Annotated in this window: 17 protein-coding genes; 11 read left to right on the plus strand and 6 right to left on the minus strand. The window is 70.6% G+C overall.

What is annotated here, in order from left to right:
- Nucleotides 1-263 precede the first annotated feature (263 nt).
- The 3 genes from QSK25_RS22400 to QSK25_RS22410 all read left to right on the plus strand — a co-directional run bounded on the left by QSK25_RS22400 (nucleotide 264) and on the right by QSK25_RS22410 (nucleotide 2,775).
- Nucleotides 264-1,058 (plus strand): ion transporter, encoded by a 795-nt coding sequence (locus tag QSK25_RS22400; protein WP_285640923.1) that lies wholly within the window; start codon nucleotides 264-266, stop codon nucleotides 1,056-1,058.
- A gap of 167 nt (nucleotides 1,059-1,225) precedes the next feature.
- Nucleotides 1,226-2,248 (plus strand): methyltransferase, encoded by a 1,023-nt coding sequence (locus QSK25_RS22405; RefSeq protein ID WP_285640924.1) that lies wholly within the window; start codon nucleotides 1,226-1,228, stop codon nucleotides 2,246-2,248.
- A gap of 98 nt (nucleotides 2,249-2,346) precedes the next feature.
- Complete coding sequence (locus QSK25_RS22410) at nucleotides 2,347-2,775, plus strand: nuclear transport factor 2 family protein (protein ID WP_285640925.1); 429 nt, start codon at nucleotides 2,347-2,349, stop codon at nucleotides 2,773-2,775.
- Between the two features lie 81 nt (nucleotides 2,776-2,856).
- Here QSK25_RS22410 and QSK25_RS22415 read toward each other — a convergent pair whose 3' ends face one another.
- The 3 genes from QSK25_RS22415 to QSK25_RS22425 all read right to left on the minus strand — a co-directional run bounded on the left by QSK25_RS22415 (nucleotide 2,857) and on the right by QSK25_RS22425 (nucleotide 6,725).
- Complete coding sequence (locus QSK25_RS22415; protein ID WP_285640928.1) at nucleotides 2,857-3,693, minus strand: SAM-dependent methyltransferase; 837 nt, start codon at nucleotides 3,691-3,693, stop codon at nucleotides 2,857-2,859.
- Nucleotides 3,694-3,728: 35 nt separating this feature from the next.
- Nucleotides 3,729-5,888, minus strand: a complete 2,160-nt coding sequence (locus QSK25_RS22420; protein WP_285640929.1) for an AAA family ATPase — start codon at nucleotides 5,886-5,888, stop codon at nucleotides 3,729-3,731.
- A 264-nt stretch (nucleotides 5,889-6,152) separates the two neighbouring features.
- Nucleotides 6,153-6,725 carry a hypothetical protein gene (locus tag QSK25_RS22425; protein WP_285640930.1) on the minus strand — a complete coding sequence of 191 codons (573 nt, stop codon included), beginning with the start codon at nucleotides 6,723-6,725 and terminating at the stop codon, nucleotides 6,153-6,155.
- A 286-nt stretch (nucleotides 6,726-7,011) separates the two neighbouring features.
- Here QSK25_RS22425 and QSK25_RS22430 point away from each other — a divergent pair, with 286 nt between their 5' ends.
- Nucleotides 7,012-8,205, plus strand: a complete 1,194-nt coding sequence (locus QSK25_RS22430; RefSeq protein WP_285640931.1) for a cytochrome P450 — start codon at nucleotides 7,012-7,014, stop codon at nucleotides 8,203-8,205.
- A 70-nt stretch (nucleotides 8,206-8,275) separates the two neighbouring features.
- Entirely contained in the window at nucleotides 8,276-8,767 is a 492-nt protein-coding gene (locus tag QSK25_RS22435) for a MarR family winged helix-turn-helix transcriptional regulator (RefSeq protein ID WP_285640933.1), read from the plus strand.
- 90 nt (nucleotides 8,768-8,857) lie between these two features.
- Here the strand turns inward: QSK25_RS22435 and QSK25_RS22440 are convergent, their stop codons facing one another.
- Nucleotides 8,858-9,352 (minus strand): MarR family winged helix-turn-helix transcriptional regulator, encoded by a 495-nt coding sequence (locus tag QSK25_RS22440; RefSeq protein ID WP_285640935.1) that lies wholly within the window; start codon nucleotides 9,350-9,352, stop codon nucleotides 8,858-8,860.
- Between the two features lie 220 nt (nucleotides 9,353-9,572).
- On the opposite strand from QSK25_RS22440, the gene QSK25_RS22445 reads away from it, so the two are divergent.
- Entirely contained in the window at nucleotides 9,573-9,917 is a 345-nt protein-coding gene (locus QSK25_RS22445) for a hypothetical protein (protein ID WP_285640937.1), read from the plus strand.
- A 347-nt stretch (nucleotides 9,918-10,264) separates the two neighbouring features.
- Nucleotides 10,265-10,888 (plus strand): DUF1345 domain-containing protein, encoded by a 624-nt coding sequence (locus QSK25_RS22450; RefSeq protein ID WP_285640939.1) that lies wholly within the window; start codon nucleotides 10,265-10,267, stop codon nucleotides 10,886-10,888.
- Nucleotides 10,889-10,981: 93 nt separating this feature from the next.
- On the opposite strand, the gene QSK25_RS22455 is transcribed toward QSK25_RS22450, so the two are convergent.
- Entirely contained in the window at nucleotides 10,982-14,068 is a 3,087-nt protein-coding gene (locus tag QSK25_RS22455; RefSeq protein WP_285640941.1) for an AfsR/SARP family transcriptional regulator, read from the minus strand.
- Between the two features lie 589 nt (nucleotides 14,069-14,657).
- Entirely contained in the window at nucleotides 14,658-15,332 is a 675-nt protein-coding gene (locus QSK25_RS22460) for a helix-turn-helix transcriptional regulator (RefSeq protein ID WP_285640942.1), read from the minus strand.
- Nucleotides 15,333-15,882: 550 nt separating this feature from the next.
- Between QSK25_RS22460 and QSK25_RS22465 the strand changes: the two genes are divergently transcribed.
- The 4 genes from QSK25_RS22465 to QSK25_RS22480 all read left to right on the plus strand — a co-directional run bounded on the left by QSK25_RS22465 (nucleotide 15,883) and on the right by QSK25_RS22480 (nucleotide 20,138).
- Entirely contained in the window at nucleotides 15,883-16,683 is an 801-nt protein-coding gene (locus QSK25_RS22465; protein WP_285640943.1) for a methyltransferase domain-containing protein, read from the plus strand.
- Between the two features lie 391 nt (nucleotides 16,684-17,074).
- Complete coding sequence (locus QSK25_RS22470; protein ID WP_285640944.1) at nucleotides 17,075-17,782, plus strand: alpha/beta fold hydrolase; 708 nt, start codon at nucleotides 17,075-17,077, stop codon at nucleotides 17,780-17,782.
- A gap of 72 nt (nucleotides 17,783-17,854) precedes the next feature.
- Complete coding sequence (locus tag QSK25_RS22475) at nucleotides 17,855-18,496, plus strand: trimeric intracellular cation channel family protein (protein WP_285640946.1); 642 nt, start codon at nucleotides 17,855-17,857, stop codon at nucleotides 18,494-18,496.
- A 169-nt stretch (nucleotides 18,497-18,665) separates the two neighbouring features.
- The gene (locus tag QSK25_RS22480; RefSeq protein ID WP_285640948.1) at nucleotides 18,666-20,138 is read left to right on the plus strand and encodes an MFS transporter; all 1,473 of its coding nucleotides are present in this window, start codon (nucleotides 18,666-18,668) and stop codon (nucleotides 20,136-20,138) included.
- Nucleotides 20,139-20,205: the final 67 nt, after the last annotated feature.

Genomic DNA, 20,205 nt, shown 5'->3' on the forward strand with positions numbered 1-20,205 from the left:
GTTCCCGGAGGGTGCGAAATCCTGCACCGCGGGCTCCGCCGCGCACTGCCGTCGCGGCGCTCGCTGTGCCAGAACACCGCGGTGGGGTCAACGGGTCTGTCCTGCGACGGTGCGAAGGGTGTTCTGATCACGGCCCTTTCGTGCACGGTGGTCCGCGTCGAACCGCCACGCCCGGACAATGATCACGCGGTGTGTCACCGCGTTCCCCAAGTGCGAAGTCGTTGGAGCGGCACCAGGTGGTGTCGCGGGCAAGGAGCTAGTCGTTGTTCCCCAATGCGAGGCTTCGCGTTCTGGTCACCGAACCGTGGTTCACCAAGACGATCACCGCGTTGATCGTGCTCAACGCGCTCGTGCTCGGAGCGGAGACGTCGCCCGCGCTGGTCGCCTCGTTCGGCGACGTGCTGCACCTGGTCGACCGCGTGGCGCTGGTCGTGTTCGTGGTGGAGCTGGTGCTGCGGTTCTGGGCGTACGGCCTGGGCTTCTTCCGCGACCCGTGGAACTGGTTCGACACGGTGGTCGTCGGCGTGACCCTGTTGCCGGTGTCAGGTGCTTTCTCGGTGTTGCGCGCCTTGAGGGTCATCCGCGTGCTGCGGCTGGTGTCCGTGGTGCCCAGCATGAGGCGGGTCGTGGCGGCGCTGCTGAGCGCGCTGCCGGGCATGGCCTCGATCACCGCTCTGCTCGCGCTGGTGCTCTACGTGTCGGCGATCATCGCGACGAAGCTCTTCGGCGCGGTGGCGCCGGACCACTTCGGAGACCTCGGCGACTCGCTGTTCACCCTGTTCCAGGTGATGACCGGTGACGCCTGGTCCGACGTCTCGCGCCTGGTGATGGAGCAGCAACCGTTCGCGTGGGTGTTCTTCATCGGGTTCGTCATCGTCACGTCCTTCACGGTGCTGAACCTCTTCATCGCCGTCGCCGTGAGCGCCATGGAGAACCAGATGGGCGAGGAGCGCGCGGAGCAGGGGCGCGGCGAGGCCGAGGTCACGATGGACGTGCTGGCCGAGCTCAGGAGCCTCCGAACCGAACTGCGGGCGCTGCGCGACTCGGCCTCCGGCTGAGGCGGTGTTTGTCAAGGCCTGCTCGCGCGTTGGCGTTCGACGCACCCCGTTGTCGGCCCATTCCGGTTCGAGGCAGCGCGGAAACCATTGGCGCACCTAGTCTTCTGGCCGTTGGAAAGCGCTTGCGTCACCAGGCGGAGCGATCGGTATCGACGACGGGAATGCTCGTGAGCAGCTCGGGCGGGGTCATCACCCCGGAAGCCTCGACGGTGTACCTCATCTCGGAGGCCCACTCCTACCTGAAGGCCGCCGCGTTGCGCGCGGTGGCCCAGCTGGGCGTGGCCGACCACCTCGGTGACGATCCACGCCCCGTGGAGGAGTTGGCGGAGGCGACCGGGACCGACGCGGACTTCCTGCACCGGGTCATCCGGTTGCTGGCGACGATCGACGTCTTCCGCCAGGAGGAGGACGGCAGGATCTCGTTGACACCACTGGGTCAGGGACTGCGCACCGACTCGCGGTACTCCGCGCGGTGGGGCGTGGTCATGAGCACGATGCACACGCACTGGTCCAGCGCGTTCGAGCTGGGGGACGGCCTCCGGACCGGGAAGGCGCCCTTCCCGGCGTTGTTCGGGGAGCAGTACTTCGACTACGTCGCCGGGAACCCCGAGGCGGCGGCCGAGTTCCACGGAGGCATGGGCAGCTTCTCCGGCGCCGCTCGCCGGCTCGCCCTGGACGAGTACTCGTTCCCCGAGGCGGGCACGGTCGTGGACGTCGGCGGCGGGACCGGTGGTTTCCTGCGGGACATCCTGCTCGAGAACCCGGGCCTGCGCGGGGTCCTGTTCGACCAGGCGCACGTGCTGCCGGGCGAGACGCCCCGGGACATCGCCTCCGAGCGCTGGACCGAGGTCGCCGGTGACTTCTTCGAAGAGGTTCCGGCCGACGGCGACCTGTACGTGCTGTCGTACATCACGCACGACTGGAGCGACGAGGAGTGCGTGCGGATCCTTCGCAACTGCCGCAAGGCGATGGCGCCGGGCGCTCGGATCGCGGTGTTCGACGCCGTGGTGGAGCCCGGCAACGAGCCGGACGACGCCAAGCTGCTGGACCTGGTGATGATGATGCTCGTCAGCGGCAGGGAACGCACCGCCGCCGAGTTCGGCCGCATCTTCGACCAGGCGGGGCTGCGGCTCGCGCGCATCCTTCCCGCGCAGGGACCGCTCTCGGTGGTCGAGGCGGTCGCCGTCTGAACCTCGGCACGGCGACGTGCGGACCTTCGCCGCGTCCTGAGGAAACCGTTGGTGCCCAGCACAACCGCGCAACCGCACAACCGGAGTGGAGCAGGGTGATGGCAGAGAACGACGAGACCTCGGGCAGCCCGCGGTCGGACTGGACCGAGGCGTTCGACACGAGGTCCTCCACCGCGTTCGGCGCGGCCTTCGCCGAGGACGTCGTCCTGGAGGCCAGCGTCCTGCGCCGTCCCGTCACCGGCAGGGAACGGGTCGCGCGTCTCCTCGAGGTCGCCAGCGGCATCTACGACTCGCTGGACTTCACGAACCAGGTCTCCGACGGAGACCGCACCTATCTCGAGTGGGAGGCCGAGGCCCTGGGCGGGACGGTGATGCGGGGTGTCACGGTGCTCACCCGCGACGGCGGAGGACTGATCGTGCGCGCCGCGATCCACCACCGTCCGCTGGACGCGGCGCTGGCCTTCTCCGCCGAGGTCGCCCGGCGCGCGGAGCACTTCGCCGAGGCGGACCTCTTCGCTCAGGCCTGACCGGCCGGAAGGCGGAACTCGGGGCGCTGCCGCCGGTTCGGACCGCTGTGCTGGGTCCGTCGGCGGGAGCGCCCCGTCTCGTCAGCGACGCCCGACGACGGTCATGTCGTGCACGCTGATGGTGTGGAACCCGGCCTGCTCCAGCAGTTCCACGGCCTCAGCCGCCGGTAGTGTGCCTCCACCGGAGACCAGGTTGGGCAGGTCGTCCTCCGTCGCGAGTGCCATGACCAAAGCACCGTCCGGCCGCAGCGAGCGCAGCACGCGGGGAAGTGCTTCGAGCAGCTCACCGCGCGGGATGAACTGCTGGGGGAGCCAGGCGAGGTCGTACGCCTCGACGTCGGTGAGCTCCGCGACGGACTGGTCGCGGATCTCGATGCGGTCGGCGAGCCCCGCCTCCGCGACGTCGATGCGGGCCACGTCGAGCGCGGCCGGGCTGATCTCCAGCCCGACTGCCCGAAGCCCCGGTGACGCCCGGCAGAGCCGCACGGCGATCCCGGCCGCGCCGGTGCCGACGTCGAGGAAGCCGGTCGCTCGCTGGAGCACGTCCGGGCAGCAGCGTTCGATGATGCCCTGGGCGATCAGGCCGCTCGCCCGTCCCCGCCACCGGATGCGGTCGCGGTCGTGTTCGTTCCACCCGGGAGGGGAGCCCGCGGCGAAACGGCCGATGCGGGCGATCTGCTCACGGACGTAGCCGCTCAGCGCGCTGGTCGGAACGCCAGGAGGGGGTGCGGCGAGCAGGCCGGCACTGGGACGGACGGGATCGGTCAGCAGCCAGCCCGTGTCGATGAGCAGCTGCTGGCTCAACGCGGACATCTCGTCGTCGGGATCGGCCGCGCGGTGGAGGAGGTCCTGGTCGGCGAGCCGACCGATCGCGCCGAGTATCCAGAACTGGGCGACCAGGTCGTCGAAGGAGGTCATGCCCTGGAGGCGTAAACCGCGGTGGAACGATTCGTTCACAGCCGCCAGCGGGAAGGGCCACCGGGAACGGGGTCGTAGCGGCAGGCGAGGCCGGTGCGGATGGACGCGCGCAGGTGCGCGGCGGCACCGGGCGCCCTGACCCCGATCCGGTCCAGGGCCGACAGGAGGGTGCGGGTGACGTTCACCCTGGCCCGTTCCGCTTCGGAGGACGCGGCTCTGGTCCTGCCTCCGAGGCCGGTCGCCCGGCGGAGTTCGCCGAGGATGAAGGCGCGCTCCGGGTCGTCGGTCGGCAGCTGGTCGAGTCGCACCCGGTACGCGCGGAGCGCGGTCTTGTCGAGGAGCGGTGTGCTGGTGGTGGCGGCGAGACCGGAGCCGCCCGCGGCGAGGTCGAGCGCGGGGATGTCCCTTCCCGGCGTGGAGAGCAGAGCGCGCAGGTGGTGCAGCCCGCGACGGTCGCGCAGGCGGACGTGCTCCGTGCCGGCGGTGAGCAGCCAGTCGTCGCCGTCCCGGACGAGGTGCCAGTTGCCGGGGGACGGGGCGTCAGCGGAGGCGGAGAGCTCGGCGAGGGCGGCCTCTGCGAGTTCCAACGCCGGCAGCGCGCCCGTCCGCCTCGCGAGGTCTGCCGCCGACGTCAGGTGACCGACGGCCTCGCGGGGACGGCCGAGCACGACGGAAAGCCGCCCCAGCCAGTAGGAGACGGGCTCGCGCACGGTGCTCGCGCCCGCCCAGACGACGAGTCGGCCGGCGAAGGGCAGCAGCCCCCGGTGGAGCGCTGCCGCGGCCTCCTCCTCCTGACGTGCGGCCACCGCGACGGACGCGAGGTCCGCCATCGCGGCGAGCCAGCGGGGACCGGTGCCGGACACCACCGCCGGGAGCACGCGGCGGAGTTCCGCGACGGCTTCGTCGATCCTGCCGAGCAGCACGAGCAGACCCGCGGCACTCGCTTCGTAGTGGTGGCCGGGAAACCTCCTGGCCAGCAGGGTGAAGTCGGTGACGCCTCGGGTGAGGCGGCTCTGGTCGCGCAGCGCGACGCCGACCATGCCGCCGAGGACCGAGCCCGCGAGCCGCCGGGTGTCGGGCACGGCGAGGCGAACGCCGACCGCCTCGAACTCGGCGACCAGGTCGGCGGCGGTGCCGAAACGGCCGCGCAACGCGGCGAGGACGGCCTGCCGGCTCAGCGCCAGCACCACGTCCTGGCCGTCGGCATCTCTTGAGGCCGCCGAGTGGAACCGGCTGAGCACGGCCTCCGCCTCGAGGACGCGCCCGAGTTCCACGAGACCGACGAACTGCCAGAACAGCCCCTTGCGCGCCACCGCGCCGGAGGTCGCGAGCTCGGCGATGCGCTGACCGGTGTCGATCCTGTCCTGGGCCGCGGCCGGGTCCCACAGCGCGTGCAGGCGGGCGTCGAGCACCTCCGGGCTCCGCGGATCCAGCCTGACCGCCTCCGCGACGAGCTCCCGCCTGCGGGCGCCGGTGGAAGCGTCGTTCGCCAGCACGCGGGCGAGTTTCGCGAGCAGGCGGGCGCGCACCGGTCCTGCCGTCCGGGAGACCGCCAGTTCGAGCAACCGCACCAGGTCACCGTCGACCTCGAGGAACTCCCTGGCGGAGGGGACGTTCAACGCGATGTCCACAAGGGACGTACCGAGTGCCGACAGTTCGATCGCCACACCGGGAAGACCGCTGGAGGCGGTCCACAACGCCTGCGAGGACGGCAGGACCCGGCCGAGGTCCTCGGGACTCAGACCGCGCAGGACGACCTCTCTGCCGATGCCGAGGGACGTGCGGGCGGTGCCGACCACCACCGTCGCCGTCCCGCCGGCCCTGCCCGCCACGAACGACAGGAGATCGGCGCCACCCGCCCTGTCGACGTCGTCGACGACGATGAGCAGCGGGTCCCTGGAGAGCATCCGCTGAGCCATGTCGTCGAGCTCCAGCGGCGTCGGTGCGCCGAGGAGGCGGAGCACGACCTCGTCCGGCACCCCCCGGTCCCTCGCCAGCTGAGCCCACATGAGCGGCCCGCCCGCGCGCAGCACCGGGACACCCCTGGCGAGGGCGAGGTCGACCGCCGCGTCGGCGAGTGACGTCGTTCCCGCTCCGTGGGGGCCGGTGAGCACGAGGACGTCCCCGTGTCCCGCTGTCGCGCGGTCCAGCGCCAGTGCCAAGGTCCGCAGTTCGCACTCACGCCCGATCAACACGATTCGGACGTTACGTCGGCGGGGAGGGGCTGCGCGCACCCCCGTCGAAAGACGCGGGCGATGCTTCGGATCCGTGCACGGCGGTGCACACATCCCGTCACCGGCGCGCCCCGGTTCCGCGGTCCTGGTTCCGCGAGGGCCGGTCCGCCGCCAGGATCGCTTGCGCGGTAGGGAGCCGCTCGGTTCAGGTGCTGCGCATGGGCCTGGACCGGCGCGAGGGCTCGCTCCGTCCGAAGAGGACCGGGCGGGCCCTCGGCGTCGTCCTCAGCGGAGGACGGCGGTCGCGGTGATCCGGTCGAAGAGGTCGAACAGTGCGTCGGCCTCGGTGAAGTCGGGGCTGGTGCCGGTGATGACGAGCACCTGGGGGCGGCCGGGAACGCGGATCAGGGTGTGCATGACCGCGCAGCGCCGGGTCGTGTCGTCGAGGACCACGTCCTGGACGCCGTGCACTCGTGCGGCCTCGCCGATGCCGTCGAGGCGGACCGCGCTCACCCGTGTCCAGGTGCCGGAGCCGGACCTGTGCTCGGTGAGCGCGTCGAGGAGGTCGGCGTTCGCCGGTGGGGTGATCAGCGCCGCGACGACGATGGCGACCAGGGGTCTTCCCTCGTGGAGTTCGAACGTTCCCGCGACGTGCAGCACTCCCGACCGCCGGGCGGCACGGAGCGACCGGCGCGCGAAGTCGGCGAGCCGCGCGGCCGGTTGCTCTCCGATCCCCGTGTCGGCGCACGCGTCCCGCAGCCGCCGCACGACGGCGTTCTCCGCGGCCTCGTCCGCGACGGACAGGTCGTACCAGTTCTCCGGGATCGTCAGCCGAAGCGAACCGGCCGTCGCGCTCATGTCTACCTCCGTGACTTCGTGGCGGCGTCGGATGGTCGCAGTCCCGCGGTCTCGTCCACGCCTGATTTCCCTTGGGGGGAAGGGAATCGTGCCCATCGCGGTGCACATCGGACCGTGCTGAACCAGGACGTCGGCGCGTTCGTGTGGGGTGCGATCACGGAGAAGACCCGTGGGGAACGAGACGAGGCCGCGAATCGCGCTCGGCTTCCTCCACGGCGACAAGATCCTCAAGAACGTGTCTCGACCGGGTGCGAAGCCCGTCGAGCTGGATGAACGGTTGATTTCGATGACAGACGTGCACGTTCTCGACCCGGCACGCCACTTGCCCCAGGCGGAGGTCACGCGGCTGCGGTCCTCCGGGCCGGCCGCACGGGTCGAGCTCCCCGGTGGGGTGATGGCGTGGTCGGTGACCAGGTACGACGTGGTGAGGCGACTGGCGGAGGACGATCGGCTGTCGCGGGACGCGCGGCAGCACTGGCCCGGACTGGCGGAGGTGCCGGAGGGCTGGCCGCTCGCCCCGTTCCTGCTCTCCCCGACGGTGCTCAACGCCTACGGTGCCGACCACCGCCGCCTGCGCGACGTCATGGAGGCGGCGTTCGCACCGGAACGGCTGGAGCAGCTCGGTGCCCACCTGATCAGGAGGTTGCCGGGGCTGCTGGCGGAGCTGGGTGCTCCTGGTTCGGGCCAGGTGGTCGACGTCCGCGCGGACTTCGCACAGGTGATCGCGGGCGAGACCCTCTGCGATCTGTTCGGTGTGCCGCGGGAGCGGTGGGCCGACGCGCGCGGGGCGATGTCCGACCTCCTCAGTCCTTCCGAGGATCCCGGGGTCGCGGCCGCCCAGCTCGACAGTGCCCTGGGGTTCCTCGCCGGACTGGTCGAGAGCAAGCGGACCTCGCCCGCGGCCGACATGGCGAGCACCTTGGCGCACGATCCCGGGATGACCGACGAGGAACGGGTGCTCGCGCTGGCCGTCACCATCGCGGGAGGGGTTCCGGCCACCACGGACCTCATCGCGAACGCGGTCGCGGACCTGCTCGGGCACCCGGACCAGCTCGCCGCCGCGGTGGACGGTGAGGTGTCGTGGTCGGAGGTCGTCGACGAGACGCTGCGGTTCGACGCGCCGGTGCAGCACATGCCCCTGAGGTACGCCGTGCAGGACATCGACCTCGGCGAGGGCGTCGTGATCCGCAGGGGTGACCCGGTCCTGCTGGGATTCGGAGCCGGAGGGCGGGATCCGGAGCGCCACGGTGACACCGCCGCGGTCTTCGACGTCCACCGCCTCGACAAGGCGCACGTGGCGTTCGGCCACGGCGTGCACCGCTGCATCGGCGCACGGCTCGGCAGGATCGAGGCGACACTGGCACTGGCCGCCCTGTTCGAGCACTTCCCCGGACTCGAGCCGGCGGTGGACGTCGGCACCCTGCGACCGCTCCCGACGTTCGTCTTCGGCGGCAGGACCGAGGTGCCCGTGCGCCTGTGACGTGGTGATTGAAACTTCAGCGGTCGCGGTAGAGTGGGTCCGAGGCGGGAGAACAGGCGCGGAGGACGACATGCCCAAGACCCGATGGCTGGATGACGAGGAGCAGGCCACCTGGCGCGGCTTCCTCATCGCGACCAAGCTGATGATGGATCGGGTGGAGCGCGACCTGAAGCAGCACTCCGGGCTCTCCTTCGCCTACTACGACGTGTTGTCGAGGTTGTCCGAAGCGCCGGGGCGTTCCATGCGCATGGCCGACCTCGCCGCGGCGTGCGTGTTCGACCGCAGCAGGCTGAGCCACACGATCGACCGGCTGGCGCGGGACGGCTGGGTCCGGCGGGAGGACGCGGGCGTCGACGGCAGGGGGCAGTTCGCCGTCCTCACCGCGGAGGGGGCCAAGGTGGTGAGGAGTGCCGCGCGGCAGCACGTCGAGCAGGTCCGCACGCTCGTCTTCGACCGTCTCGACCGCGAACAGCAGCAGTCCCTGCGCGAGATCAGCGCCCTGCTGGCCACGGGGATGGCCGATGACGCGGCGCTCACCAGGATGGGATGGCCGGAGCAGTGATCGACCGTTCCGGCCCGCGTCGCCCGGAGCCGGAGTTCGCGGCTCCCACCCGGCGTTCGGGCACGCCCTGCTGTTCCGCTCCGGACGCGTTCAGCGATGGGCCGCGTGGCCTGGAGGCACGTCGTTCCCCGGCCGTTCCAAGCCCAGGGCCAGTTTCTCGCTGATCTCGCGCAACGCCTCGTGCTGGCCGGGCGCGAGCCGGTCGAACACCAGCTTCAGCACTTCCTCCGCGTGCCGCGGGGCCGCCCGGCGGACGACCTCCACGCCCTCGTCCGTCAGTTCCGCCAACTGACCCCGGCGATCCGTTTCGCACCGCACTCGGCGGACCCAGCCCTTGCGCGCCAGCCGGTCGATGGTGTGGCACAACCTGCTGCGGTCGAAGACCGCGTCGCTGGCGAGGTCGGCCATGCGCATGGAACGGCCGGGAGCCTCCGACAGGCGGGACAGCACGTCGTAGTGCGCGAACGAGAGGTTGGCGTCGCGCTTCAGTTCGCGTTCGAGACGGCTCTGCAGCAACAGGAAGGCGAGCATGAAGCTGCGCCACGTTCGCGCTTCCTCCTCGTCCAGCCACCTGGTCTCCGGCACCGGCCACCTCCAGAAGTTGAAACTTCAGCGTGGTTTGCTAGGGTAACCCACGGGCTGAAGTTTCAACTACTTTGAAGCGCGCGCCGGTGCCTGACGCGGTCGCCCGCTCCTCCTCGGCGGAAACCGCTACGGCGATCGCGAGTGAGGTCGCGGCGCCCCGCGATCGGCTCTTCGGCCGGTCGGCCGGGCGCGGTCATCGCCATCGAACCGGAGGTACGACGTGAAAAGTCAAGTGCTCGCCGCGATCGTCGCAACGGGCATCGCCCTCGTCGCGACGCCCGCCACCGCGCAGGCATCCGCCCCGGGGCCCGGTTCCACGGCCTGCCAGGCCGGAGTGGCCTGCTTCTACGACTCGGTCTGGATGAACACCGTGCCGGAGAGGTACGGCAACCCGAGCACGAGCTGCACGGCTCTGCCGTTCGTCGGGAAGGCGCTCATCAACGCCACCGACCGTCGAATCGCGCTGTACGCGGACAAGGCGTGCACCCAGCTCGTCCTCGTCGAACCCGCCAACAACTTCCACAGCTACCCGAGCCACGACGTGAAGGCGTTCCGCGCGCTCTGAGCGATCCCGTCGAGTGCCGCGGCGTGGAGCTGATCATGTCGGCTCCACGCCGCGGCCTTCCGTGCCGGAGGGGGATCAGCGCCGGCACGTCGGGCACCTGGGGGCAGGTACCGCTGACCACACTGCGGTTCCGGGTTCGGTGGGCACAAGTGCCGGCGCGAGACGATGTCCGGAACGACCCCCGATCACGGTTCCGCCGGGCAGCTCGACCGCCTGTGCCGCGCCGTTTCGCTGCGCGCAGGTGTCCGAAAGCGACGAAGAACGGTCCCTTTTTGGTCCTCAATGGACACTGAGGCGGGCGTGGGTCTTGACTGTGCGGGTCCTTCTCGTGAGACCTAGGAACCCAAGTGATCAAGAGCGCTCAGTTCGCCCTGTCCCGCGTCATCGAAGTGGTACTCATCGCCCTCGGCATCATGGTCTTCGTCTCGGCGGAACTGGTGTGGACGGCGGCGTGGGACGTCTTCGCCCTCGTCTACCTCGGCATCCGGGTCGCGCGTGTCCGTGCCAGCAGGCGGGGCAGGCAGTCCGCCGACTGGCTGCGCCTGGCGCTCGGTCCGCGCGCGGGCCTGTTGTTCACGCTCTTCAGCGGCATCGTCGGCATCACCGCCGGGCTGAGCATCGTCATGGGTGTCGGTGACGCGGGAGAGGCCGCGGACCTGGACAACAAGCTGATCTCGGTGCCCGCGGTGCTGCTGGCGTGGGCGATCATGCACTTCGGTTACGCGGAGCGGTACGCGCAGGAGTACTTCGCCGCGTCGCCGGACGAGATCCTGGTCTTCCCGGGTTCGCCGCAACCCGCCTACGTCGACTTCGCCTACTTCGCCTTCACCGTGGGCACGACGTTCGCCGTGTCGGACGTGGAGACGAACGGCCCGGCGATCCGCGCACGGGTGCTGGCACACGGCGTGCTTTCGTTCGTGTACAACACGATCACGCTCGGTATCGCGATCGGTGTCATCACCGGTGACTAGCAGGCCGGGGAGCGGTCCCCGGTCCTGGTGGTCGTGCCGCGCTCGCCTGCTCGGGGCCGGCACGGCCACCGCTGTCAGGACGAAGCGACGTCATCAGCGACTCGTGCCGCCATCGCGGGGTTCTCGCCCCGCCCCGCCCCGGATGGCCGCGTTCCGGTCTCGCAGGTCGACGAGGTAGTGGGACGCTCCCAGTCCCGCCATCACGGAGGCCAGTTCGTCCACTGCCCGCAGACTTTCGGCGTACCAGCGGTGATCGGCCCGCTCGTCGGCGAGGACGTCCTCCAGCACGGCGAAGGCGCTCTGGGCACCGGCGGCGCCGGGGTGCTGGAAGGCCATCGGCAGGTGGTGCTTGCGGAAGAGCGAGTGAAGTCCACGGAGCGCTTCTCGTTGGACCGCCAGTGCCCGGTCGGTCTCACCGGCCAGGTAGAGCGTGCGGGCCAGCAGGAAGCTCTGGGTGGCGAACTGCTCCTCGAAGCTGTAGGGAAGGCGCGCCCAGTCCGCGCCGGTGAGCTCCAGGACCAGCTTCAGCGCGGACTCGTGCAGCTGCGCCGCCTTGTGGTGCTCACCCAGCCGCTCGTACGCGTTCGTCAGGTGCTCGATCTTGCGCAACAGCTTGAGCGTCGCACCCGAGTCGTAGTCCGTGGTCAGGGTTCTGCGCAGGGTGTCGACCACGTCGCCGTGGCGTCCGGCCTCCGCGTGGCTCAGGGCGGTGAACTCCCGCAGCGCCTCTTCCTGGTGGCGGGAGGCGGTTCCGCGGAACAGGGCGCGGGCCTGCCGTGCGTGGTCGAGTCCGGCTTCGGCCCGGCCCACGTGGACCAACCAGTTGGCGGCCTGCAGGTGTGCGTATCCCTCTGCCTGGCCGTCCCCACTCGCGTGGAACGCCTCGATCGCGGTCTGCAGGTGCCGCAAGCCGGACCGCACGTCGCCGCGCATCGCTGCGGCCCGCGCGAGGCTCCTGTGCGTGTACCCGATCGCCAGGTCGTCGCCCGCGTTCCCGGCCCAGGCCGCGGCGATCTCGTTGATCGCCGTCATCTCGTCCCACTGGAACGCCGCGTCGAGATAGTGGCGCAGGTACCAGGCCAGGTGCCAGGACAACGACTCCAGGCGCCACCGGGTGGCGAAGTCGAACAACGAGAGCAACGTGCCCCGCTGGGAGGTGAACATGTCGAACGCGGACAGCAGGTCCTTGACGGACTGCGCGGTCACGCCAGGAGGGATCTGCGGGAGAGGGGGAAGGTCGTCGGTCGCCATCACCTGCAGGGACGCGCTCCTGGTCAGCACGACGTAGTGGCCCAGCAGGCGGTGGCACGCGGCCCGTTGCTCCTCCTCGCCGACCGCCTCCGCCAGTTCCTCGGCGGCGTACTCCTTGAGGAGGTCGTGCCAGCTGAACTGGCCGGGACCGTCCTCGTTGACCAGGCACAGGGAACTCAGCTCGCGCAGCACCGCCTTGGTGCGGGGGAGCGACAGCGCCGTCAGGCTCGCGACGGTGGGCGTGGTGGTCCGGCTCAACGGCAGGAGCGCGAGCAACCGGAACGCCCGCGCGGCCTCCGGGCTCAGCGCTCGGTAGGACCACGACAGGACCGTGCGGACGTCACTGCGAGGATCGTCCGTGGACAGGAAGTCCAGGCCCGGTTCGACATCGGTGGCGAGCTGGTCCGCGATGTCCGACAACCGCAACTGCGGGTTGCTCGAGATCCGGGCCGCCGCGACGGCCAGGGCGAGCGGGAGGTGTGCGCACATCTCGGCGATCGTGCGCAACGCCGGGAGCTCCGCGCGCACGCGGTGTTCGCCGAGCCGGTGCACCATGAACGTCACCGACTCGTCCATGTCCAGCAACCCGATCCTGACCGAGTGCGCTCCCGTGGACGCGACCAGCGCGGTCAGTTCCCTCCTGCTGGTGATGACCACCACGCACCCCGGAGCCGCCGACAGCAGGGGCATGACCTGCGCGGTGTCCCGCGCGTTGTCGAGCACCACGAGTGCGCGGCGCTCGGCCAGGACGCTGCGGTACAGCGTGATCAGGCCGTCCAGCCCGGAAGGCCTGTGCGCGGACGGCAGGTCCAACGCGTCGAGCAGCTCGTGGAGCACGTCGGCGGGCTCCCGGACGGCGTCGCCGCTGCCGAACCCGCGCAGGTCGACGAAGAACTGACCGTCGGGGAAGGACGAGGCGACCTGACTGGCCCACTGGACGACGAACGTGGTCTTGCCGACGCCGGCGGTGCCGTGCACGACGACGGTCCTCGGCGCCGACACGTCGTCCAGCACGGAGTTCAGGTCCTGCAGCTCGGCCTCACGGCCGGCGAACACCGTCAGGGCCGACGGCATCGGGGCGGACCGCGCCGACGGCGCGCGGCGCTCCGGCGGGGCGGAGGTGGCCGACGACAGGGCGGGATCCGTGCGCAACACCCGCGCGTGCAGCTCGCGCAAAGCGTGACTCGGATCCACGCCGAGCTCGTCGCGCAGCGTCGCGCGCAACCTGTCGTAGACGGTGAGCGCTTCCGCCGGCCTGCCTTCGCGGCACAACGCCCGGATGAGGAGTTCGTGCACGCGTTCCCGCAGGGGCTCCGCCTCGGACACCGCCGTCAGCTGCTCGAGGACGTCGACGCGGTCGCCGAGGTCGAGCTGGTGTTCGGACAGCAGTTCGACGGTCCGCACGACGAGTTGACCGAGCCGTCGTCGTTCCGTGTCGGCCCACTCGCCCCGTAGCCCGCGCAGCGGCTCGTCCCGCAGCTCCTTCAGGGAGGAGTGCAGGAAGTCCACCGCCCTCCTGCGGTCGTGGGCGGCGGCGGACGCCTCCGCGGCGCGAACCAGGCCGAGGAAGCGGCTCAGGTCCAGCTGCTCCTCCGCCAGCACCAGCTGGTACCCGTTGCCCTCCGAGCGGAGCACGGCCGTGCCGGGATCGTCGTTCAGGAGCCTTCGCAACCGGTAGACGTACGTGCGGATGGTCCCTCTCGCGGTCGGGGGAGCGCTCTCGCCCCAGAGGGCGTCGATGATCTCCGGGGCCTGCACCACCCGCCCTTCGGCGAGGAGCAGGACCGCGAGGGTGAGTCGCTGCTGTGGTGATCCGAGGTCGATCTCGGTCCGGTCCCGCCACGCTCGCACCGTGCCGAACACGGTGAACGTCAGACCCGGCCGCGAAGCAACGGTCTCCTCGCCGTAACACCGAACGAGAGGCCACATGCGCTTGATCGTACTGTGCGGCAACGGGTTCCACCGAGGCGGCAAGGCGCGTGTCCTCCCGGTCCGGATCCGTTCGGAGTCGTTCGTTCCCGGTCCTCGCGCCGGAGTCCGATGTGGACGACCGCGTCCGCCGACGAGGCGGACACTCGCCGGGCGCGGTCCTCGGTCTCTTTCCGTCGGCGCCACCCGGGGCAGGTGTACCCGCACGAGCTTGGATCGTACACGATTAAATTGTGCACAATCTAATATGTCGGACCTCGGCGCGGTGTGACGCGTAGTGAATTTGCTGGATTCGTGGCGCGCTGCAGAACGGGTGGTGGAGCGATCGCGGCGATGTGCGGGCTGAGTTCGGGGGTGGTCAAACCGCGCGGGGGAGCGGGCTTCGAACGTCCTCATTGGACTTGATGGCTCGGCTCGCTGATCTGGGACGGGGCTCCGGTGAGCGCGGGAGGGCGTTCCCCGCTGTTCCGACTCCTCAACTGTCCACAGTGGATCTGCGGCCACCTCCGTCGCCCGGGTTCGGACGGGCGCGTCCGGCGCCGGTCGCGCACCTCGTGCCCCGTCTGTCGCGTCACGGCGTCGTCCGGGGTCAGATGGCCCCCACTCGGAGGGCGTAGGAGACGGCGTGCGCCCGGTTGCGGAGCTTCAGGCGGCTCATGACCTCCTGCATGACCTTCTTGATGGTGCGTTCGGAGTAGTTGAGCTGCTGGGCGATCTGCGCGGTGTCGTCGCCCTGCGCGATCAGCCGCAGCACGTCGACCTCTCGTTCGGTGAGTCCGCCGGCGGCGAGGCCCTGGGTGGCGAGGATGTTGGTCTGCAGGAAGCGGATCTCGTCAGCGAGCCACCGGGTCAGCTTGTCCGGGAGGACGGCGCGGCCTTGAACGGTCGCGATCAGGGCGTGGGTCACCTGGCGCGGGGTGACGTTCTTCCTCGGCAGGATCGCCACGACACCCGCGGCGAAGATCTGGGCCAGGTGACGTTCGCGCAACGGCCCGGCGACCAGCACGGTCCGTTGCGCGGAGTTGAGCGCCCGGTGGGACATCGCCGCGAGCTCGTCGACCAGTGGATCGGTGACGTGGTCGGCGAACACGAGTGCCACGTCCGCGAGATCGCGGTCGTCACCGGCCGCGATCGTGAGTTCCGGTGACTGGGCCAGTTGCGGCACCAGCTCGCTCGCGACCACGTGGTCCTGCACGTGCACGCCGACCAGGACGCGGTCGGACGTCAGGTGTGCGGGGAATTCGGTGACGGTGCAGATGCTCATGGTTCAGGGGCCTTTCGTCCAGCTGCGGCACCTCGCCGCGGCACCAGACAACCAAACGCCCGTCTACAACCCGTCAGCGTCGCGTCAACGTGCTCGACGGCAGCGTGAACGTGCAGTTCAGAGCCACCCTCCTATCGAGACGGTACCCCGGCGGGTGGCTCGGAGCGCTCGGGACCGTTCCCCTCCGGGCACGACGCCCGCGTCGCCGGACGTGTCGGGGTGGTCCCGGTCGATACTGGTGGCCGTCTTCCCCGAACTCAACGGTGTCGGGTGGAATCGTTGATGTACGGCCTTTTGGTACCCGTTCGAACGTCCACTCGGGCCCCGCCGGTCGCCGTCCTGGTCGCTGGAGGTGCTGGGCGGTCCCCACATCGCGGCACCTAGGTGCACCGCGCTTGCGGTCCTGCCCGGCACCCCCTGAGCATGAGGTGTCGTCGGAAGAGCGTCGTTCAAGGGGGTTCTCGGAGCGGTCGGCTCTGCCTGAGCGGGGCAGCGCACGACGGCCGGCGTCCACCCGGGGCCGGAGAAGTCGAGCAGCGAGGACAGTGCGATGGGTGGGCAGACCGGGCTCTGCGGGGCGTTCGACGCCGCGGCTGCCGACTTCATGGCCCTGGGGCGCTTCCTGTGGGAGCCGATCGGTGCGGGGGCCGTCTCGGTCGCCGACCTCCGGCCGGGTGAACGGGTCCTCGACGCGTGCTGCGGTGCCGGGGCCTCGGCGATCCCGGCCGCCCGGTCGGTCGGCCGGCACGGGCTCGTGGACGCCGTCGACCTGTCGGAATCGATGATCGGCGAGTTGTGGTGGTTGTCCAAGGACCTGCCCCAGCTCCGCGCCCACCGCGCTGATGTGGCCAGGTGGTCGACCGGCGACTACGACGTCGTCCAGTCGGTGCTCGGCCTCTCCTGCTTCCCCGACGCGGCGGCCGGTGCGGAGCACTTGATCAGCCTCGCGCGCCCCGGTGGCCGCGCGGTCTTCACCATCTGGCGGGACGGGGCGGTGCAGGAGGCCGACCGGCACCTCCGCCGTGCGATCGCCCAGGCCATCGGGGTTCCGCCGCCTCAAGGTCGCACGTCCCGTGCGCCGGGAGGGCTCGGCGAGGCGGGCGTGTACGCGGCGTGGTTGCGTGAGCGCGGTCTCGTCGACGTGGAGGTCTCCGTGAACCCGCTCGCGCTGACGATGACGCCCGAAACGGCGTGGCTGGTGATCACCGGGTCCGGACTTCGCGCCGTGCTGGCGAAGGTGCCCGTGCACGCCTTGGAGCCCGTGCGCGAGTGCTACCTCGCGTCGTTGCGCGAAGAGGGCCTGGCGGAGCTCGATGCCACGACGTTGATCGGCAGCGGCCGCCGTTCGTGAGGCGGGTGAGCGGAGCGGTGACGACCTGACGTCTCGCCTGCGCCGGTGCGTTGACGTCGGTCGCACACAGCGTGGCGCCGAAGTGACGGCAACTGTCCTGCGGTGCCCGAAGTCGGGCACTCGAGTGCCCTCCACCGGACGTCGCGGTTCGTCTGCGTCTGCGCGTGTTCTGCTGCGCCTGTTGTCGTATGGCCTGGTCGGAGGCGTGGTGATCCGGATCCGGCGTGGTGGCTCACATTGCTCGGCGGAGCTGGACAGCGGCAGGGCTCGCATCTAATATCCAATATATTAGTTGCTCGGCAGGGCCGCACGACCGTTCTGGACGCTCAGGCCCGCTGCTCACTCGACCCGCTCCGCCGACGCGCGAGCGGCACGCGGAAGGGAAGGTCCCATGACGACCGCCGGTCAGGAGATCAAGAACGTCGTGCTGGTGCACGGCGCGTTCGCTGATGGCTCGGGATATCGAGGTGTGTACGACAGGCTGACCGCCCAGGGCTACCGGGTCTCGATCGTGCAGAACCCGCTCACCTCGCTGGAGGACGACGTCGCGGCGACCACCCGCGTGCTCGACCTGCAGGACGGCCCGGCGATCCTCGTCGGCCACTCCTGGGGAGGGACGGTCATCACCGAGGCCGGAGTCCACCCGAAGGTCGCCGGCCTCGTCTACGTGTCGGCGCTGGCGCCGGACGCGGGCGAGACGACCGCCCAGCAGTACGAGGGGTTCGCCGCGACGCCCGACTTCGTCATCGAGGTCGGTGAGGACGGGTACGGCTTCATCAAGCCCGACATGTTCAAGGTCGGCTTCGCGGCGGACGCGGACGACGCGGACGCCGCCTTCCTGCGCGACTCGCAGGTGCCCATCAACATGAGCGTCTTCTCGACGCCGGTGCAGAACGCCGCCTGGCGGGACAAGCCGAGCTGGGCCGTCATCGCGACCGACGACAAGGCGTTCGACCAGGAGATGCTCCAGCACATGGCGAAGCGCATCGGCGCGGAGATCACCAACGTGCCGGCGAGCCACGCCCTGTACGCGACGCAGCCCGGCGTGGTCGCCGACGTCATCGCCACCGCCGCGCGGAAGGCCGCCGACGCGGGCTGACGCGACGGCTTCCCGCCTGGGCCGGTCCGCGCGCCGCGCGGACCGGCCCCGAGCTTTCGGAGTGTGCACCTCATGCCCGTCACGCCGTTTCAGGTGGCGCTGTGGATCGAACTCCTCGCAGCCGGACTGGGTGGCCTCCAGGGCGCCCTGTTCGCTGCGGGGGAGCGGCATCGCCGCATCGACGTGCTCGGAGTCGTGGTGATCGGGCTCGCCGTCTCGCTCGGAGGCAGCCTGCTGCGCGACATCGTGCTCAACCAGCCGCCTGTCGTGATCTGGAAGAACTCGTACCTGGTCGTGGCGGGGGCCTCGGCGGTCCTCGGCATGGCGGTGCAACCGCTCCTCGCGCGGGTCGACTGGCTGATCACCGGACTCGACGCGGTCGTCATGGGGCTGTTCGGTGCCATCGGGGCCTCGAAGGCGCTCTCGCTCGGTGCGGGTGAGGCGGGGGCACTGGTCGCGGGCGTCATCGGGGCCATCGGCGGCGGGATGCTGCGCGACGTCATCCTGAGCCTCCCGATCTCCTTCCTCCAGGTGGGCACCCTGTACGCGGTCGCCGCCGGAGCCGGCGCCGGGATGCTCGTCGTGCTGGTGAGGCTCGGCACGCCGATCCTGATCGCGGGCCTCGTGTGCGTGCTCGTGACCACCGTTCTGCGCCTGGTGGCGATTCGCTTCGGCTGGACCTTCCCCGAACAGCGCGCGCTGAGATCGCGGTGATCTCCCCGAGCGCGAGAACGTGCCCTCACGCGTGATCTCCTTGACCCACACGGCCATCCGTGCAACCTTGGAATGTAGTTGAAATTTCAGCACCGAGGGCGGGTGGGACGTCTTGTCGCGCAAAAGAACTCGTGTCGCCGGAGCGAGCCGGGCCGCGCGGACTCGTCGCGTGCCCGGCCGTCCCTCCGGCCGCGGCGTTCTCGCGGTGGTCCTCGCGGCCGTCTTCTTCTCCTTCTCGTTGCCGCAGGCCCTGGTGAACCCGGTGCTGCCCCAGCTGCAGGCCGAGTTGCAGATCTCGCAGGGCCTCGCCGCGTGGGTCGTCACCGCCTACCTCCTGTCCGCGACGGTGTCCACGCCGGTCCTGGGGCGCCTGGGTGATCTCCACGGCAGGGACCGGGTGCTCACCGCGACGCTCGTCGTGCTGGCGGTCGGGTCCCTCGTCGCGGCCGTCGCGCCCGGGATCGGCACGATGATCGTCGGCCGGGTTCTGCAGGGTGCCGGTTCCGGAGTGTTGCCGCTCGCCTTCGCGATCGTCCGTGACGAGACACCGCCCGCGAAGCTCGCCGGGGCGATCGGGGCCACCGCGGCGATGAGTGCCGCGGGCGGTGGCGTGGGCCTGGTCCTCGCCGGTCCTCTCGTCGACCTCCTCGGCATCCGCTCCCTGTTCTGGATTCCTCTGGTGATGACGGTCCTGGTGGCGGTCGCGGCCAAGTTCGTGATCCCGCCGTCGCGGACCCGGGAGCCCGGCGCGATCAGCTGGCCCGCGACGGTGCTGCTGGCAGGCTGGCTCACCGCCGCGCTGTTGCCCCTCGCCCAGGCGGGGCGGTGGCCCACCTCGGTGACCGTCGGACTCCTGGCGGCCTCGGTCGTCCTGATGGCCGGCTGGGTGAAGGTGGAGAGGCTGTCCCCGAGCCCCCTCGTCGACCTCCGCCTGATGCGCGTTCCCGCTGTCTGGGTCAGCAACGCGATCTCGATGCTGATGGGCTTCGCGCTGTTCGCGGTGTTCGGGTTCCTGCCCGTGTTCCTGCAGACCTCACCGGCAGTGGGCTACGGCTTCGCCGCGACCGTGACCGAGGCGGGCCTCCTGCTGGTCCCGATGACGGTGATGATGTTCCTGGCGGGGCTGGTGGCGGCTCGTCTCACGACGCGGTACGGCGCGAGGTTGATGTTCGTGTCGTCGAGCGCGCTCAACGTCGTGGCGTTGCTGGTGCTCGCTCTCCTGCACGACCACCGGTGGCAGGTGCTGCTCGCGATGGGACTGCTCGGAACCGCCATGGGCACGGCGTTCACGGTCATGTCCACCGTCATCGCCACGTCCGTCCCAGCAGGACGGACGGGACTGGCCAACGGAGTCAACGCCAACGTCCGCACCCTGGGTGGAGCCCTGGGGGCCGCGCTCGTCGGGAGCATCATCACCTCGCACACCACCACAGGCGGCGCTCCGGCCGAAGTCGGTTACACCTACGGGTTCCTGGCCCTCGCGGCAGCGGGTCTCGTCGCGGTCGCCGTCGCGTTCGCCACTCCCCGGCGCGCGACGCCCGGCGGGGTGCACGGCTCACCTGTCGAGACCGGATTCCGGGCGACTGCCCGCGCGGGTACGAAGGACGTCCTGATCGAGCAACGCCGGTCGGCGCAGGACTGATCCGCACCGCGTCTCTGGTTGTCTTCGAAGCCGGGAGAAACCGGCCGCCGCCGACAGTTCCTCCCGA

It is taken from the genome of Lentzea sp. NBRC 102530 (assembly GCF_030269365.1).
In the GTDB taxonomy this organism is placed as follows: Bacteria; Actinomycetota; Actinomycetes; order Mycobacteriales; family Pseudonocardiaceae; genus Lentzea.